Here is an 18,320-nt window from a genome sequence, read left to right as displayed (position 1 = left end):
GTGCCTTTAAAAAAAGTAGGTGGTCTTATAGTGCCATCAGAGTCAGAAATTAAAATGAATAGTAGAGCAAGAAGTGCAAAACTTAGAATTGCTGAAAAAATATGAAGAAAAGTATCTACAGCATATTGCGTGGTAAATTTCTAATCAGTGATGATTCGTTTAAAAATTGGCGCATCATCATTTTTATTTCAGTATTGGCTATAATAATGATTGCAAGTTCACATAGCGCAGACAAGAAGGTGCATGAAATTGCAAGATTAACAAATGAGGTAAAAGAATTACGATCTGCATTTGTTGACGGTCGCTCAAAACTAATGCGATTAAAAATGGAGTCAGCCATTATTAATAAAGTGGCAGAAAAGGATATCAGAATATCTGAAATCCCACCAACAAAAATCAGAGTAAAATCAGAACAAGAATAAACTTTGGCAACAACAGAAACCAACATATTAAACAGATTGTACTTTGTGGCAGGCTGCATGTTTGTCTTTGCACTTGCCGTAGTTTTTAAACTCTGTAGTATTCAGTTTATCCAGGGCGATACTTATAGAGAACTTGCAGAAAAACGAACAGTAAAAGATTTTGAAATAGAACCAAATCGCGGTAATGTGTATTCTGCGGATGGAAGTTTATTAGCGACGTCCATTCCGAAGTACGATATAAGAATTGATGCGATTCAGGCGAAAGATGCAACATTTGAAAAGTACATAAATGGCTTAGCGGATTCACTGTCAGTCTATAAGGGGAAATCGGCATCATACTATAAGAATGTCATAAGAAAAGCGAGAAAGAACAAAAACAGATATTTCCTTTTAGCGCGCAACATTAGTTATTCAGACTATATCAGAATGCGCAATTTCCCACTGCTTAATCTTGGAGCTATTAAAGGAGGTCTTATTGTAGAGCAAACTACGAGAAGAGAACATCCTATGGGAGGGATTGCTTCAAGATCTATTGGTTATGAGCGAATTGATGAGAATAATTATGCAACAAGAGTTGGTATAGATGGAGCCTTCGGTGAAAAGTATTTGAAAGGGGTAAAAGGAAAACGATTAAAACAAAAAATAGGAAATGGGCAATGGAAGCCTATTGCAGATTTCGATCAGGTTGAACCTCAAGATGGCTATGATGTGTATACGACTATTGATGTTAATATTCAGGATATAGCACATCATTCTCTGCTTGGTCAACTAGAGAAGTACGAAGCTGAACATGGTTGTGTGGTGGTTATGGATGTTAAGACGGGTGAAATTAGAGCGATATCTAATCTAGCTAAAACATCTAAAGGAACGTATTACGAAAAACTTAATTATGCAGTTGGTGAGAGCCACGAGCCAGGTTCTACATTTAAAGTCATAGCTATGATGGCAGCATTAGAAGATAAGGTCATCGATACATCAACTATAATAGATACAAAAAACGGCATAAAATATTTCTACGGTAGAACTATAAGTGATTCACATCGAGGTGGATATGGTAAAATATCGGCAGCAAGAACACTAGAGGTGTCTTCAAATATTGGACTGGCAACAATTATAGATGATCATTATTCTCAGAAACCAGAAAAGTTTTTAGATAGACTTAGTAAATGGAAATTAGATCAAACACTTGGTGTCTCAATAATAGGTGAAGGAAAACCAGATATTCCACGACCTGGTGCTTCTAATTGGAGTAGAAATGCACTTCCGTCCATGGCTTATGGTTATAATTTAACTATGACTCCTTTGCAAACATTGGCATTTTATAATGCAATTGCAAATGATGGAGAATTAATAAAACCGCGCTTTATAAGATCTGTAAAATCCTTTGATAAGGATGTTGAGGTTTTTGAAAAGGAAATATTGGTCGATAAAATCTGTTCCGATAAAACCCTAGCTGAAATAAAAGATATCCTTAAAAATATAGTGATTAGAGGTACAGGGAAAAGAATGTATTCTGAAACATTCTCTATGGCAGGTAAAACAGGCACTGCTAGGACTGATTATGCAAATTTTGAAGAATGGAAAAAGGATAAGAAGTATATCTCATCATTTGCAGGATACTTTCCCGCGGACAACCCTAAATACTCATGTATAGTAGTCATTCATAAGCCTAGTACTGAAGTCGGTTATTATGGCGCAGATGTTTCCGGGCCTGTGTTTAAACGTATTGCCCAAAAAATCTATACAGATACACCAATTATAGACGAGATTAAAACATTGGATTTCGATAATAATGTTGTAGATGAAGATTTTGAAAACTACTACCAAAATGCGCGTAAGTACAAAGAGCTAATGCCTAGTGTTGTTGGTATGCCTGCCATGGATGCGATTGCACTTTTAGAAAACCTTCAGGTTAATGTAAAGGTGAAATTAAGTGGTAGTGGAATAATAAAGAGTCAGTCTGTTGATAAGCATCAGAAGTTAAAACCCAATCAAACCATAGTCTTAGAAGCATCATGATGATACTAAAAGACATATTGTATAAGGTCACCATAAATGCAGTTGCAGGTAGTACAAATATTGCAGTAAATAAGATTGAATTCGATTCGCGTCAAATTAAGTCAAATGATGTTTTTGTTGCCATAACCGGAACAATTACAGATGGTCATAAGTTTATTGAAAAAGCCATTTCAGATGGGGCTGTTGCCATCGTTTGTGAAAAATTACCTGAAAATTTAAAGGATGATATTACTTATATAGAAGTTGCTAATTCTAACCAGGCTTTAGCATACATGGCAGCAAACTATTACGAGCATCCATCAGAAAATTTAAAGCTTGTTGGTGTCACTGGTACTAATGGAAAAACAACGGTTACGAGCTTGTTGTATCAACTTTTTAAAAATGCAGGATATAAAGTTGGTTTGCTATCTACCGTTAAAATTATGGTAGATAATACCACTTATAAAGCAACACATACAACGCCAGACTCATTAACGATCAATAAATATCTCAAATTAATGAACGATGAAGGTGTCGAATTCTGTTTTATGGAAGTGAGTTCTCATGGAATTCATCAAAGAAGAACAGAAGGTCTCAGATTTACTGGTGGTATTTTCACCAATCTCTCACACGATCACTTAGATTACCACGACTCTTTTGCAGAATATAGAGATGTCAAAAAATCATTTTTTGATCAATTACCTAAAGAGGCATTTGCTCTGTCTAATATGGACGATAAGAATGGGTTGGTAATGCTTCAAAATACGGGCGCGAAGAAATTTACCTATGCATTAAAAAACTACGCAGATTATAGAGCGCAAATTCTTGAAAATGAATTTAGTGGATTGTTATTAAAACTTAATGACAATGAATTATGGACGCGTTTGATTGGAAGTTTTAATGCCTACAATATTCTTGCGATATATGGAGCTGCAGAATTGTTGGGTCTCGAAAAAACTGAAATTTTAAGATTGATAAGTGAGTTGAAAAATGTATCTGGTCGCTTTCAGTATTTCATTTCAGATGATAAGATTACGGCTATTGTAGATTATGCACATACACCAGATGCTTTAAAACAAGTACTCGAAACGATTAACAGTATTCGAACTAAAAATGAAGAATTAATAACTGTTGTGGGTTGTGGTGGTGATAGAGATAAATCGAAACGTCCAAAAATGGCGCATATAGCATCTGTTTTAAGCACTAAGGTGATTTTCACAAGTGATAACCCAAGAACTGAAGTTCCCGAAAAGATTATTGAAGACATGGGGAAAGGTGTTGAGCCTCAAAACTTCAAAAAGACCTTATCAATTACAGATAGAAAACAAGCAATAAAAACAGCTTGTCAGATGGCTGGTGCAAAGGATATCATTCTTATTGCTGGTAAAGGGCACGAGACCTATCAGGAAATTAATGGTGAACGCTTTGATTTCGACGATTATAAAACCGTTCAAGAATTTTTAAAACAATTACAAAAATAGATGCTGTATTACTTATTTGAATATTTAGAACAACAATTCCAGTTTCCTGGCGCATCACTATTTGGGTTTTTAACCTTTAGAGCTGCTGTGGCAATAATTTTGTCATTGTTAATTTCTACGATATATGGTAAACGCATCATACTTTTTTTACAAAAGCAACAGGTTGGAGAAACCATTAGAGATTTAGGACTTGAAGGTCAGGTAGAGAAAGCAGGAACTCCTACAATGGGAGGAATTATTATAATTCTTGCAACGCTTATTCCTGTATTATTACTAGCTAAGCTTGAAAATATTTACATCATACTTCTCATTATAACAACCCTTTGGATGGGAACTATTGGATTTATTGATGATTATATTAAAAAATTCAAAAACGATAAAGAAGGTTTAAAAGGGAAATTTAAGGTGCTAGGGCAGGTAGGGCTGGGTTTAATTGTTGGGTTAACACTGTATTTTCATGAAGATGTAACAATAAAGGAGGAGTTCCCAATTCAAGTACAAAAAGAACTGCTTGCTGAAAATCCCAATATCCCAGAAGCACAACTTTTTGATGCTGCAAGGAAATCTACGAAAACAACAATTCCATTTGTAAAGAATAATGAGTTTGATTATTCAGACCTGATTACATGGATAAGTCCAGATTTAGAAAAGTATGCCTGGATCATTTTTGTATTGGTGAGCATTATTATAGTAACTGCGGTGTCTAACGGTGCAAATCTTACCGATGGAATTGATGGTTTAGCAGCAGGAACTTCAGCAATTGTAGTGCTAACTTTAGGGATATTCGCTTGGGTTTCAGGTAATATTATATTCTCAAAGTACCTCGATATTATGTATATCCCACAAGTAGAAGAAATCACAATTTATATCGCTGCATTTGTCGGTGCGCTTGTAGGGTTTCTTTGGTATAACGCTTATCCAGCTCAGGTTTTTATGGGTGATACAGGTAGTTTAACCATAGGTGGAATAATAGCAGTTATTGCTATTGCAGTAAGAAAAGAATGGTTAATACCGCTACTGTGTGGAATATTCCTTGCTGAAAACTTATCCGTAATGCTACAGGTGAGCTATTTCAAATATACCAGGAAGAAATATGGAGAAGGTAGGCGGATTTTCAAAATGTCACCATTACATCATCACTATCAGAAATCAGGATATCACGAAAGTAAGATTGTAACACGCTTTTGGATTGTAGGCATATTATTGGCCATAATAACCATTGTGACATTGAAGATTAGATAATGAAACGATTAGTGATTCTTGGAGGCGGAGAGAGTGGAGTAGGAACTGCACTTTTAGGGAAGGCAAAAGGATTTGAGGTTTTTGTTTCTGATAAAGGAAAAATAAAAAATAAATATAGAAACGTTCTTTTAAATAATGAGATTGAATTTGAAGATGAAAAGCATACAGAATCAAAAATTCTGAATGCTGATATCGTAATGAAAAGTCCTGGTATACCAGATAAAGTAGTATTAGTGAAACAAATTCGAAAAGCTGGTATCAAAGTAGTTTCAGAAATAGAGTTTGCTTCAAAATATACGGATGCGACTTTGGTGGCTATTACGGGTAGTAATGGAAAAACGACAACAGCGACATTGACATACCATGTCTTAAAAAATCATTTAAATGTAGGTCTGGCAGGTAATATTGGTGACAGTTTCGCGAAGCAAATTTTGGACAAAGACCATAGTAATTATGTGCTAGAGGTAAGTAGTTTTCAATTAGATGACATCTACAATTTTAAACCAAAAGTGGCCATTTTAACCAATATCACTCCAGATCATTTAGATCGCTATGAGTATAAGTTTGAAAACTATATCGCTTCAAAATTTAGAATAGTAGAAAATCAAACGGAAGACGATTTTTTCATTTATGATGCCGATGATGCCGTGATTACCAATTGGCTTCAAAACAATAAAATTCAGTCAAAACAATTGCCGTTTTCTTTAAAAAATGAGATTAAAGAAGGGGCGTATTACAAGAACAAAGAGATAATAATAACAATAGATAATAATCAAATAATTATGCCAACAGAAAACTTAGCATTAGAAGGAAAACATAACATAAAAAATGCGATGGCAGCTTCTACTGTAGCGCATTTACTAAAGATTAGAAAACAAACTATAAGAGAGAGTTTAGAAAATTTTCAAGGTGTAGAGCATCGTTTAGAACATGTATTGAAAATAAACAAAGTACAGTATATCAATGATTCTAAAGCCACAAATGTCAACGCCACATATTTTGCATTAGAGAGTATGGATGCACCAACAGTTTGGATTGTTGGCGGTGTTGATAAAGGTAACGAATACAAAGAACTTTTTCCATTTGTAAATGAGAAAGTGAAAGCGATTATCTGCTTAGGTGTTGATAATTCAAAACTCTTTGAAGCTTTCGGCAATATGGTCGATGTTATTATTGAAACCCAATACATGAGTGAAGCTGTGAAGATTGCCTACAAGGTAGCTGATGCTGGCGATAATGTTCTGTTGTCTCCTGCTTGTGCAAGTTTCGACTTATTTGAAAATTATGAAGATAGAGGACGCCAATTTAAAAACGCAGTACGGAATTTATAATAAAAGAAAAAGATGAATTAGGGACTCATCTATAAAGGTTAAGCATGCAGAATATATTCGCACAAATAAAAGGAGATAGAGCCATATGGGCTATAGCGACGTTGTTGGCTATTTTTTCCTTTTTACCAGTATATAGTGCAGCGAGTAATTTAGCATATACAGGTGGTACAGGTAATACCTTTTCATTTTTTGTAAAGCATTTTATGCATCTTTTTTTAGGATTTGCAATTATGTATGGTGTTCATAAAGTACCATATAAATACTTTAGAGGGCTATCAATGATTATGATACCTATTGTATTTGTGTTGTTGTTGGTAACTATGTTGCAGGGAACGACTATAGAAGGTGCTAATGCAAGTCGTTGGATACAAATACCTATTGTAAATATGTCCTTTCAGACGTCTACATTGGCTGCGGTAGTTTTAATGGTGTATGTGGCGCGTTATTTATCGAAAATTAGAGATAAAGACATAAGTTTTAAGGATACGGTTCTGCCGCTTTGGACTCCGGTATTTTTAATATTACTACTAATACTTCCGGCTAATTTTTCTACGACTGCGATAATATTTACCATGATAATGATGTTGGCTTTCATTGGTGGATATCCAATAAGATACTTATTGATAATCGTTGGTACGGGTTTGGTTGCACTCACTTTATTTGTTTTGGTAGCTAAGGCTTTTCCTGACGCAATGCCGAATAGAATTGATACATGGATGAGTCGCATAGAAAATTTTTCAAATGGTGCAGATACAGAAGCAGATTACCAAATAGAAAAGGCAAAAATTGCTATAGCCTCTGGTGGAATTCAAGGAGTAGGTCCAGGAAAAAGTGTGCAAAAGAATTTTTTACCACAGTCGTCTTCCGATTTTATTTTCGCAATTATTATTGAAGAATACGGCTTAATTGGTGGATTATTTTTACTGATTTTGTACTCGTGGTTGCTTTTTAGAATTGTAATTGTATCTCAGAAATCAGATACCATCTTTGGTAAGCTTTTAGTTTTAGGTGTGGGTTTACCAATTGTTTTTCAGGCACTAATTAATATGGCAGTTGCGGTTGAGTTATTTCCTGTTACTGGGCAAACACTGCCTTTAATTAGTAGTGGCGGTACATCCATTTGGATGACATGCTTGGCCATAGGAATTATTTTAAGCGTTAGCGCAAGGAGACAAGAGTTAAAAGATAAACATGATGAAGACGATGCTGATAATCCATTAAACATATTAAGTGAAACAATATAATGAGTAACTATAAATTCATATTATCTGGTGGTGGTACAGGAGGTCATATTTATCCTGCAGTTGCCATTGCAAATGAGTTAAAGTTGCGACATCCTAATTCAGAGTTTTTATTTGTTGGTTCTTCAGATAGAATGGAAATGGATAAAGTGCCACAAGCAGGTTATAAGATAAAGGGCCTTTGGATATCAGGAATTCAAAGAAAACTCACGTTAAAGAATATAATGTTTCCGTTTAAGCTTATCACAAGTATATGGCGGTCGAGAAAAATTCTAAAAACCTTTAAGCCAGACGCTGTTATTGGAACAGGTGGTTTTGCAAGTGGTCCATTATTGCAGGTAGCCACATTAAGAAAGATTCCAACTTTAATTCAAGAGCAAAATTCATATCCCGGAATTACAAATAAGCTCTTAGGAAAAAAGGTCAATACGATTTGTGTGGCTTATGAAGGTTTAGAAAAATACTTTCCTAAAGAAAAAATAAAACTAACAGGGAACCCAATTAGAAAGGATTTATTAGAAGTAAAAGGAAAACATATAGAAGGTAAAGATGCCTTTCGTCTTATTCATAGCAAACATTCACTACTGGTTTTAGGAGGAAGCCTGGGAGCGAGACGTATTAATGAATTGATAGAGGCTAATCTTGAATTTTTTGAGGAGCAAAACGTACAATTAATTTGGCAATGTGGTAAGTTATATTATGAAAGATATAAACAGTATAATGAATTGAAATATGTTCAGGTTCATGCCTTTTTAAATAACATGGATATGGCGTATGCAGCAGCAGATATCATAATTTCAAGAGCTGGTGCGATTTCAGTTTCTGAGCTGTGTATTGTGGGAAAACCAACCATTTTTATTCCATCGCCTAATGTTGCAGAGGACCATCAAACCAAAAATGCAAAAGCAGTCGCTGATAAAAATGCGGCGATTCTAATAAAAGAAAAAGATTTGGAAGTTGAATTTCAGAATCAGTTTTCTCATTTGATTTCTAATGATGAAAAAAGAAAAGAATTAAGTAAGAATATTGAAGCCTTAGCATTAGTAAATGCTACTAAGGATATCGCCGATGAGGTGGATAAATTATTAAAGAGATAAATGAATTTAAAAGCTATAAATAACGTCTATTTTATCGGTATCGGAGGTGTCGGTATGAGCGCTCTTGCTCGTTATTTTGTAGCTAATGGAAAGCAGGTTGCTGGTTACGATAAAACGGAAAGTGAAATTACAGATGCTTTACAGGATTTAGGCGTTTACGTTCATTTTAATGACAACCTAATTGAGGTAAATCCTAAATATTTAAATACCGAAACGACTTTGGTTATTTATACTCCTGCAATTCCAGATAGTCATTCAGAATTAACATATTTTAAAGCCAATGGGTTCAATGTTGTAAAACGCTCAAAGGCTCTTGGTGAAATAACGAAACAAACAACTTGTTTAGCTGTGGCGGGAACACATGGTAAGACAACAACCACTAGTATCTTAGGGCATTTGTTAAATTACTGTAATGTACCTGTTACCGCGTTCCTTGGTGGTATAAGTGAGAATTATAATTCAAACTTAATTTTAAACGGAACAGCGGTGACCGTTGTAGAAGCTGATGAATTTGATCGTTCATTTCTAACGCTATCACCAGATTTAGCCTGCATCACATCTATGGATGCCGATCATTTAGATATTTATGGTGATGCTAATGAACTTATAAAGTCCTTCAAAGATTTCGCCCAATGTATTAAGCCTAATGGAAAACTATTTGTTAAGAATGGCTTACCGCTTAATGGAATTACATATGGTATTGAAGACAATTCAGACTATAGTGCTCAAAACGTAAAAATAGAAAATGGTAGTTATGTGTTTAATATTAAAACACCTAACGGTTTATATAAAGATTTCAAGTTTAACCTACCTGGTAGACATAATTTGTCGAATGCAATAATAGCCTTGGCGATGGCTGTTGATTTTGGTTGCCCTCACAACCAGCTCGCCAAGGGTTTAGCATCTTACAGAGGTGTTAAACGCAGATTTACCTATCAGATTAAAACAGAAGAGTTTGTATTCATTGATGATTATGCACATCATCCTGAAGAGATTAATGCGGTCCATCAGGCCGTACGAGAAATGTATCCTGATAAAAAAGTTTTAGCTGTTTTTCAGCCACACTTGTTTAGTCGGACAAAAGATTTTGTTATTGATTTTGCAAAAAGTCTTTCAAATTTTGACGAAATCATATTACTAGATATTTATCCAGCAAGAGAAGTACCCATAGATGGAGTGACGTCTAAATGGCTGTTGGATAAAATAGATAATCCGAATAAAAAATTAGTCGAGAAATCAGAATTGATAAATGAGATAAAAAAATCTAGTGCCAATATTGTAATGACACTTGGTGCTGGAGATATTGGAGAAGAAGTGAAACGAATTAAAGAGGCTTTTAGTGTTGCGAATTAATTATAACTACATAAAAATCATTGGCTTAGTCCTTTTAGTAGGCGGTTTATTTGCATTCTCTAAGTATAGAAACAGCAATCGTGAAGTGCCAAAACCGAACATTGAATTTGTTGGTGAGAATAAATTATTCATCACAGATGGGACTGTTAGTAAATTGTTAATACAAAATCAGCAGTCTATTACGGGACAGCCTAAAGAAATTATAGATTTGAACGAGTTGGAAACCGCCCTGAATTCTGACCCAATGATAAAGAAAGCAGAAGTGTTTATGTCAGTAAACGGTGCGCTTTCCGCAGAAATTGTACAAAAACGACCTATTGCAAGAGTAAGTACTAATGCATCGTATTATATAGATGATGAAGGTTCTTTTATGCCTTTGTCATCAAATTATACGGCAAGAGTACCATTAGTTGTTGGTAATGTAAAAAAGAATGACTTGTCAATCGTTTATGAATTTGCCAAAATGGTTGATAGTGATGAGTTCTTAAAAAAACATGTTATAGAAATTCGTCAGAATAATGATAATACTCTTGATTTTAAAATTCGTAAAAGTGATTTTACTGTTCATTTAGGGACATTAGAGCAACTCGAAAAGAAGATAAATAATTTTAAGGCTTTTTATCAAAAAGCATTGAAAGATAAGATTTTAGATAATTACAAGCTTGTGAATCTCAAATTTGATAAACAAGTGATTTGCACCAAAATATAAACTATGGATAAGCATAACATAGCGGTAGGTTTAGATATCGGAACCACAAAAATTGTGGCCATGATTGGTCGCAAAAATGAATATGGTAAAGTTGAGATTCTTGGAGTTGGTAAATCCAAGAGTATGGGAGTGCATCGTGGTGTGGTAAATAATATTACACAAACCATACAGTCCATACAACAAGCGGTCCAGGAAGCTGAGACAGCAGCTTCAGAACGGATAGAAGAAGTAACGGTAGGTATAGCAGGTCAACACATCAGAAGTTTACAGCATAGTGATTATATCACCAGAGCTAATTCTGAGTTGGTGATTGATGAAGCGGATATAGATCGGCTAATTAATCAGGTACATAAATTGGTAATGTTACCTGGTGAGGAAATTATTCATGTGTTGCCACAGGAATTTAAAGTGGACGGTCAGGCAGAAATCAAGGAGCCAATAGGTATGTATGGTGGACGTTTAGAGGCTAATTTCCATGTAGTCGTTGGGCAGGTGTCATCTATCAGAAATATTGGTAGATGTGTTAAAAGTTCAGGTTTACAGCTCGAAGGTATTACACTAGAGCCCTTAGCATCTGCAAATGCGGTATTAAGTCAGGAAGAAAAAGAAGCAGGTGTAGCTTTAATTGATATAGGTGGTGGTACAACAGATTTAGCGGTTTTTAAAGATGGCATCATTCGTCATACTGCTGTAATTCCTTTTGGCGGTAATGTTATCACAGAAGACATCAAAGAAGGGTGTTCAATAATTGAAAAGCAAGCTGAGCTTCTAAAAATAAAATTTGGGTCGGCATGGCCAGGTGAGAATAAGGAGAATGAAATTGTTTCTATACCTGGATTAAGAGGCAGAGAACCTAAAGAGATAACATTAAAAAACTTATCAAAAATAATTCATGCCAGAGTGGTAGAAATTGTTGAGCAGGTTTATGTAGAAATAAAGAATTACGGACACGAAGAGCAAAAGAAAAAATTAATTGCTGGAATAGTGCTAACTGGTGGTGGAAGTCAGTTAAAGCACTTAAAGCAATTGGTAGAGTATATCACAGGGATGGATACCAGAATTGGTTATCCTAACGAGCATTTAGCAGGTGATAGTGATGAAGATATAGCTAGCCCGTTATTCGCAACAGCAGTAGGTCTGGTAATGGACGGTATAAAACGTCAGGATAGAAAAATGGCTGAAGAAAACGAAGCGGAATTAGACGCAGTATCAGCAGAGTCTGAGGCGACTGGAGATACAGAAACAGAAGCTGTAGTGGAAGAAACGCAGAAAGAACGTCGTTCATTTTTAGACAAATTAACAGAGCGGGTTAAAGAGTTTTTAGATAATGCAGAATAAACAGATAATTAATTAATCAAGAATAAAAAATCCCATAATCACAATTAATATGAGTAATAGCAACGAATTTGGAAACATCTCATTTGATTTACCTAAAAATCAATCTAACGTTATTAAAGTTATTGGTGTAGGTGGTGGTGGAAGTAATGCCATCAATCACATGTTTCAGCAAGGTATAAAAGGTGTTGATTTTGTGATATGTAATACCGATGCGCAGGCACTTCAAAATAGCGGTGTTCCTAACAAAATTCAACTAGGAGTTAACTTAACCGAAGGATTAGGAGCAGGCGCCAACCCTGATGTTGGGGAACAGGCAGCTGTAGAAAGTTTAGAAGATATCCGTAGAATGTTAGATACCAATACAAAAATGGTATTTATAACGGCTGGTATGGGTGGAGGAACCGGCACTGGTGCTGCACCTATCATCGCAAAAATGGCTAAAGAGCTAGATATACTCACTGTAGGTATAGTAACAATGCCCTTTCAGTTTGAAGGTAAAATGCGTAATGAGCAAGCACAACGCGGTATCGAAAATTTACGGCAGCATGTAGATTCATTGGTTGTTATTAATAATAACAAGCTTCGTGAGGTTTATGGAAATCTTGGATTTAAAGCCGGATTCTCAAAAGCAGATGAAGTATTAGCCACAGCCTCTAGAGGAATAGCTGAGGTAATAACACATCACTACACACAAAATATTGATTTACGTGATGCAAAAACAGTATTGAGTAATAGTGGAACAGCTATAATGGGATCTGCTACAGCATCTGGCCAAACTAGAGCGCAAGAAGCTATTATGAAAGCTTTAGACTCACCACTATTAAATGATAATAAAATTACTGGAGCTAAAAACGTATTGTTGCTTATCGTTTCTGGCTCTCAGGAAATTACTATTGATGAGATAGGTGAGATAAATGATCATATTCAAAATGAAGCAGGATATGGTGCCAATATCATAATGGGTGTTGGAGAGGATGAGGCCTTAGAAGAATCAATTTCTGTAACAATTATTGCTACTGGATTTGATCTAGACCAACAAAACGAAATTTCTAACACAGAGACGAAGAAAGTGATTCATGCTTTGGAAGAATCTGCAGAAGAAGATTATAGTGCTCAGGAAAGAGATCCTGCTATAATTACGCCAGATATTGTTTTAGAGGATAAGAAAGAAGAAAATGTCGTCAGACATACCTTAATTGACGAAAATGAAATAGAAAATAAAGCATCTCAAGATAAATCAGAAATGGACATCATTCCAACGACTGATTTTTTGAGAAATATGAATGTGGTTTATGATGAAGTCTTAGATTCTAATGCAGAGCAGAGTAATGAACCTGATGAATTCATCATCACACCTGTAGAAAATAAAGAAGAAACAACTGAAATCGAGCAGGAAGAACAGATAACACTAACCTTCGATTTACCAATTGCTAAAATTAAAGATGAAGACAAGGATGTCTCAGAAACTCAAGACGACAAAATGGTCTTTAGTTTAGATGATGACGTAAAGGATATGGATGTTAACGAGCCTGTTGAGATTATTCCAGTGACCGAAGTTAATGAAGAAGGAGAAAAGCGCTATGCCTTAGATGAATTTGAAAGTTTCGAATCGACTATGAATACTAAGGCAGAAGGTACAGAAATCAAAGAAGAAGTTGTTTTTGAGAAGAAAGTGCTTCCAGTAACGGAAACAAACGAAGACTTAGAAGAAGAAATTGATCCAATGAATAGTCCAATTTCAGAACTCATAAAAGCGCGTGCAGATGAGCGCAGAAAACATATGAAAGATTTCAACTATAAGTTTAATAATGCCAAAATAGATGAAATCGAAAAGGAACCTGCTTACAAAAGACAAGGTGTTAACTTAGAAGATGCTCAGCATTCTTCAGAAACCAACGCTTCAAGAATGTCTGTCGGAACGGATGATAATGACGACATACAATTAAGAAGTAACAATTCATTTTTACACGATAACGTAGATTAATAGCAAGTTTAGGTTAAGTGTTTTAACACTCAGGTCAGGCCCAAAAAGTACCACCAACTTTTTGGGCTTTTTGTTTATATCAGATGAAAAGCTTTAGCTTAAAATACACCATAACTTTTTAGTATCTTCGCAACTCAATTAATGGATACAATTATGAGTTTACAGGACGATGTTATGACTGCGATGAAAGTAGCAATGAAAGAAAAAAATCAGACAGCTTTAGCAGCCTTAAGAGCTATTAAATCAGAAATATTACTAGTAAAAACAGCGTCTGACTGCAGCGATGAATTAACTGAAGAGCAAGAAATTAAAATCTTGTCTAAAATGGTAAAGCAACGTAAGGACAGTGCAGCCATTTTTAAAGAGCAAGGTCGAGACGATTTGGCGCAGCCCGAGTTAGATGAGGCAGAGGTTATTGGTCAATTTTTACCAGAAGCTTTAAGTGAAGAAGAAATCGAAAAAGTAGTTGTTTCAACAATAGAAAGTGTTGGAGCAGAAGGTATGAAAGATATGGGTAAGGTTATGGGTGTTGTGAGCAAAGAACTAGCTGGGCAAGCCGATGGTAAAACGATTTCTACGATTGTAAAAGCAAAATTGTCATAGCAAAAATAGATTCCTGCTTTCGCAGGAAGTAATGGCCTCGTAGTTCAACTGGATAGAATATCAGATTTCGGCTCTGAGGGTTGGAGGTTCGAATCCTCTCGAGGTCACGATTTATTCCCGAGAATAATTTTTTATTCTTGGGAATAATTTTTTAAGTCGGTATTAGAAAATCAAAAATCTAAAGATAAGAAGCTCTTTAAATCCTCAATAAAGTTTGAACTTTCATTAGTCGAGGTCACTAGTCGAACCCTCAACCTTTTTGTTGAGGGTTTTTTTTAGTTTTATTATTTATTCAAAATGAATGTTTCTAAATATGTATCATCAAACCGTTGGAATTTGGCATTTGTAGAAAGTTTATGGTATTCTGATTTGTGATTATTTTTAATGTTAAAGTTACCATGGATATGATAACCTAGAATATGATAGAAAATCAAATAATAATCACAAATTGAACCATATTTAATTTTCTCAAGATCTAGATTGCAAAATAGTCTGTAAGCTTTTTTTAAATTATTATTTCTTAAATAAAAGATAACTTCATTGATATTAACAATAAAAATAACAAGGTAAGAATGTATGTTGTAATCATCCATAATAGCATCGTAAAACTCTGTTATTATTTCATCAATCATATCAAATCGTTTAGAAAAAATTAAATGATTAATAAATTCATGTAAATAATTGATAATATAGGTGTCTTGATTCATATCACTTTTAAATTTCTTGAAATAATATATCGCTTTTTCGTTATTACCACATTCGGTGTAATATAATATCTGGTATCCATAGTAACGCCCTTTAAGTATATCAGGTAAAGTTTCTATTTCTCTTAGGGTTGCTTTAAAGAACTTAGGCTTGCGACCGCTTAAAAAACTTCCTAAACTCAAGATTAAATTTAAAAATATTTTCTCTTCAGATTTACAAGTTTTAGAGTTTATTCTTTCTAAAATATTGCCATAACGCTTGTTAATATTTATAATATCTATATAGATATATACAACATGTGTTTTAAAACCATCAACAGACAATAGGCTGTCAATGATTTTATTGAATGTTAAAGCGGGAATTGAATTCAAGAAAATAGATACTTGATAAGAAAACCCCATCAAAAAGCTATTTCTGTGATCTTTTATTACTAATAATTTATGTTGTGACGCATCAAATAATTGTTCTATATATCTCCACTTGTTAAACATAACTGCATGCTCAAATAGTGATACAACAAAATTAGCGTGACCAGATTTGTGATACAAAGACTCGATAAATTTAAAGTCACTATTGCTCAAATCATCTTTATGCTTTAAGCGTTGGATTTTTTCATCTATAAATAATTGTTCAAATCTATTTTTTGATGTGACATAATCTAAATATGTTTTATAACCTAAAAATGCAGCAAGAGCGTTTAATGTTTTTTCATGGGGTTTCCGATCTGGTAATAGCCCCCAAAAGCGTCTTATTGTACTTAGACTTAAATCAAAAATTTCATTTTCCAAAAGAAGATTTAATAAAGTTCTAGCCTCTGTTGTAGATGAGATTTTAAATCCTATCTTCTTTTCAATGTCTATTTTAATTTTTTTATATAACACTTTCATGATACAGAATTAAAAATAAAAAAATAAGAGTCCAATCACTATATATGTAAAGCCAACCATAGGTTTCCATTGTAGTTTTTCTAGACCAAATATAGAAGCTATAATCAAAGTAATCATAGGTGTTAACAGGCCTATTAGAGCAGAATGGAACGGGTGGGTAGATTTTAATCCTTCCAACCCAAATAGTACAGCCAAACTTACAGGTAAAGCGAATAGGGCATAGTGCCACCATACTAATTTTTTGTCTTCATTAATATGTTTAGGGATAAACAACCAAACACAACTAGCTAAAACAAAGACCAAAAGTTCTTGAAAAAAAGCGATAGCGACATTAGATACGCTATCCAATAAATGCCACTGTAAAAACAAGAGTCCGCCAAAGCAGATGTGTGCCAAAATAAAATATATATGCCCTAAAAGTGATGATTTGTTTTTTGTCTTTCTGAATTGCTCCCAAACAAAGGCTAGGTAACCTAATGAAACAATTAAAAGCTCAGGTAATTTTTGGCTTAAGGATATGGCATTGGTTTGCTCACCTAAAAAGCCTAAAACAAAGGTTAAAAGTAGGCTGTACACAGAAAACTGTAATATGTTTCCTTTTTTAAAGCCTAATACCAAAAATAATAAACCGATAAAACCAACAACACTAACGAACAGAAGTTTAAATAAGTGGTTTAGAAACCAGACGTCTTGGGTAAACAAAGCATAAACTAAAATCAGACCCATAAAGATAGTTGTAAATAAAGCCCTTTTGCCAATAAGCTTAAAAGGATACACCCTAGGTGCATAATGCGACCAAAGCACATTGTTTAATGAAAAAAATAAAACACTACTTATAAGATAAATCATAGGAAAATGTAATAAATTAAAATGAACAGTTAATGAGCATAAAATAAGATTTTTAAACAATATATTTAAGTTTTAATATAAAATCCTATGAAAGAAAAAAATTATAGCAAATCACGTATTAGTAGAAGTATGATATTAATAATAGTGTCACTGCTTTATTCGGGGTTCATAATGGCTCAAGAGTCTTCAAATACTTCAGGTGGTGACGCAACGGGCAATGGAGGAAGCGTTGCTTATAGTGTTGGACAATTAGTTTACACTACTAATTCCAATAGTAGTGTGACCGTTACACAAGGCGTTCAACAGGCCTTTGAAATTTTCACCCTTGACATAAAAGACAATCTGTTTAATCTGTCTCTTTCTGTTTACCCAAATCCAACATTAGAGAATATAACCTTACAAATAGGCGATTACAACAGCGAAAAGTTATCGTACCAGTTATTTGATATGCAAGGTAAGCAATTAAGCAAGGGACGAATAGTAGCACAGCAAACGCAAATAAACATGAAGAGTTTGCCAACAGCTACATACTTTATAAACGTTGTAAATCAAGAAAACAAAAAAGTTCAATCCTTTAAAATAATAAAAAATTAAAAAACAATGAAAAAGATTTACTCAACTATCGCAGGCTTATTAATGTCTGCAATTGTGTTCCTGCCACAGCAGGCAAATGCTCAAGCACCTGAAAAAATGAGCTACCAAGCCGTAGTAAGAGATGGAAGCAATAATTTAGTAAGTTCTACCGCAGTTGGTATGCAAATCAGCATACTGCAAGGTTCTCCAAGTGGGACTACTGTTTATGTAGAAATGCAAACACCAACTTCTAATACCAATGGTTTGGTAAGTTTAGAGATTGGTTCAGGAACTTTAGTAAACGGTGATTTTTTCACTATTGATTGGTCAAATGGCCCTTATTTCATCAAAACTGAAACCGACCCAACGGGAGGAACAAATTACACAATCACAGGCACAAGTCAATTACTTAGTGTGCCATATGCGCTATATGCTGCTAAGGCAGGGAACAATCTGCCTGGCCCAACAGGTCCTCCAGGTGCTAATGGGCAAGATGGTGTAGGTGTA

16 protein-coding genes, 1 tRNA gene and 1 pseudogene are annotated in these 18,320 nt (G+C 34.5%); 16 read left to right on the top strand and 2 right to left on the bottom strand.

The window, feature by feature from the left end; all coding sequences use genetic code 11:
- From mraW to ACTG3Y_RS10560, 14 genes are all read left to right on the top strand, one after another.
- The coding region (gene mraW, locus ACTG3Y_RS10625) for a 16S rRNA (cytosine(1402)-N(4))-methyltransferase (RefSeq protein WP_439152903.1) at window positions 1-105 on the top strand (105 nt) is incomplete at its 5' end.
- Window positions 102-422, top strand: coding sequence for an FtsL-like putative cell division protein (locus tag ACTG3Y_RS10620; protein ID WP_439152900.1), 321 nt, complete (start codon window positions 102-104; stop codon window positions 420-422). The genes mraW and ACTG3Y_RS10620, both read left to right, overlap by 4 nt.
- Before the next feature lie 57 nt (window positions 423-479).
- Entirely contained in the window at window positions 480-2,441 is a 1,962-nt protein-coding gene (locus ACTG3Y_RS10615) for a penicillin-binding protein (protein ID WP_439152902.1), read from the top strand.
- Window positions 2,438-3,901, top strand: a complete 1,464-nt coding sequence (locus ACTG3Y_RS10610) for a UDP-N-acetylmuramoyl-L-alanyl-D-glutamate--2,6-diaminopimelate ligase (RefSeq protein ID WP_439152899.1) — start codon at window positions 2,438-2,440, stop codon at window positions 3,899-3,901. Before ACTG3Y_RS10615 ends, ACTG3Y_RS10610 begins: the two co-directional genes overlap by 4 nt.
- The gene (gene mraY, locus ACTG3Y_RS10605) at window positions 3,902-5,143 is read left to right on the top strand and encodes a phospho-N-acetylmuramoyl-pentapeptide-transferase (protein ID WP_439152898.1); all 1,242 of its coding nucleotides are present in this window, start codon (window positions 3,902-3,904) and stop codon (window positions 5,141-5,143) included. It begins immediately after the preceding gene.
- Window positions 5,143-6,474 carry a UDP-N-acetylmuramoyl-L-alanine--D-glutamate ligase gene (gene murD / locus ACTG3Y_RS10600; RefSeq protein WP_439152897.1) on the top strand — a complete coding sequence of 444 codons (1,332 nt, stop codon included), beginning with the start codon at window positions 5,143-5,145 and terminating at the stop codon, window positions 6,472-6,474. The genes mraY and murD overlap by 1 nt, the downstream gene beginning before the upstream one ends.
- Window positions 6,475-6,518: 44 nt before the next feature.
- Entirely contained in the window at window positions 6,519-7,718 is a 1,200-nt protein-coding gene (locus ACTG3Y_RS10595; protein ID WP_439152896.1) for an FtsW/RodA/SpoVE family cell cycle protein, read from the top strand.
- The gene (gene murG / locus ACTG3Y_RS10590; protein WP_439152895.1) at window positions 7,718-8,812 is read left to right on the top strand and encodes an undecaprenyldiphospho-muramoylpentapeptide beta-N-acetylglucosaminyltransferase; all 1,095 of its coding nucleotides are present in this window, start codon (window positions 7,718-7,720) and stop codon (window positions 8,810-8,812) included. The genes ACTG3Y_RS10595 and murG overlap by 1 nt, the downstream gene beginning before the upstream one ends.
- Window positions 8,813-10,165, top strand: coding sequence for a UDP-N-acetylmuramate--L-alanine ligase (gene murC, locus ACTG3Y_RS10585; protein ID WP_439152894.1), 1,353 nt, complete (start codon window positions 8,813-8,815; stop codon window positions 10,163-10,165). It abuts the gene before it with no gap.
- Window positions 10,152-10,874, top strand: a complete 723-nt coding sequence (locus ACTG3Y_RS10580; RefSeq protein WP_439152893.1) for a cell division protein FtsQ/DivIB — start codon at window positions 10,152-10,154, stop codon at window positions 10,872-10,874. Before murC ends, ACTG3Y_RS10580 begins: the two co-directional genes overlap by 14 nt.
- Window positions 10,875-10,877: 3 nt before the next feature.
- A complete protein-coding gene (gene ftsA / locus ACTG3Y_RS10575; RefSeq protein WP_439152892.1) occupies window positions 10,878-12,212 on the top strand; it encodes a cell division protein FtsA in 1,335 nt (444 codons plus the stop codon).
- 49 nt (window positions 12,213-12,261) lie between these two features.
- Window positions 12,262-14,196 (top strand): cell division protein FtsZ, encoded by a 1,935-nt coding sequence (gene ftsZ / locus ACTG3Y_RS10570; RefSeq protein ID WP_439152891.1) that lies wholly within the window; start codon window positions 12,262-12,264, stop codon window positions 14,194-14,196.
- Between the two features lie 153 nt (window positions 14,197-14,349).
- Window positions 14,350-14,799: a GatB/YqeY domain-containing protein gene (locus tag ACTG3Y_RS10565; protein ID WP_439152901.1), complete on the top strand. Its 450-nt coding sequence runs from the start codon at window positions 14,350-14,352 to the stop codon at window positions 14,797-14,799.
- 33 nt (window positions 14,800-14,832) lie between these two features.
- A tRNA-Arg gene (locus ACTG3Y_RS10560) sits at window positions 14,833-14,906 on the top strand.
- A gap of 177 nt (window positions 14,907-15,083) precedes the next feature.
- Here ACTG3Y_RS10560 and ACTG3Y_RS10555 read toward each other — a convergent pair.
- Window positions 15,084-16,391: a hypothetical protein gene (locus tag ACTG3Y_RS10555; RefSeq protein ID WP_439152890.1), complete on the bottom strand. Its 1,308-nt coding sequence runs from the start codon at window positions 16,389-16,391 to the stop codon at window positions 15,084-15,086.
- A gap of 9 nt (window positions 16,392-16,400) precedes the next feature.
- Window positions 16,401-17,117, bottom strand: a complete 717-nt coding sequence (locus tag ACTG3Y_RS10550) for an EamA family transporter (RefSeq protein WP_439152889.1) — start codon at window positions 17,115-17,117, stop codon at window positions 16,401-16,403.
- 210 nt (window positions 17,118-17,327) lie between these two features.
- On the opposite strand from ACTG3Y_RS10550, the gene ACTG3Y_RS10545 reads away from it, so the two are divergent.
- Together ACTG3Y_RS10545 and ACTG3Y_RS10540 are read left to right on the top strand one after the other, a co-directional pair.
- Complete coding sequence (locus tag ACTG3Y_RS10545) at window positions 17,328-17,834, top strand: T9SS type A sorting domain-containing protein (RefSeq protein ID WP_439152888.1); 507 nt, start codon at window positions 17,328-17,330, stop codon at window positions 17,832-17,834.
- A gap of 6 nt (window positions 17,835-17,840) precedes the next feature.
- A pseudogene (locus tag ACTG3Y_RS10540) lies at window positions 17,841-18,320 on the top strand (hypothetical protein); the annotation flags it as partial.

This window comes from Winogradskyella sp. (assembly GCF_965656915.1).
Classification (GTDB): Bacteria; Bacteroidota; Bacteroidia; order Flavobacteriales; family Flavobacteriaceae; genus Winogradskyella.
The sequence above is the reverse complement of the archived record's forward strand: the minus strand, read 5'-3'. Positions and strand labels throughout refer to the sequence as shown.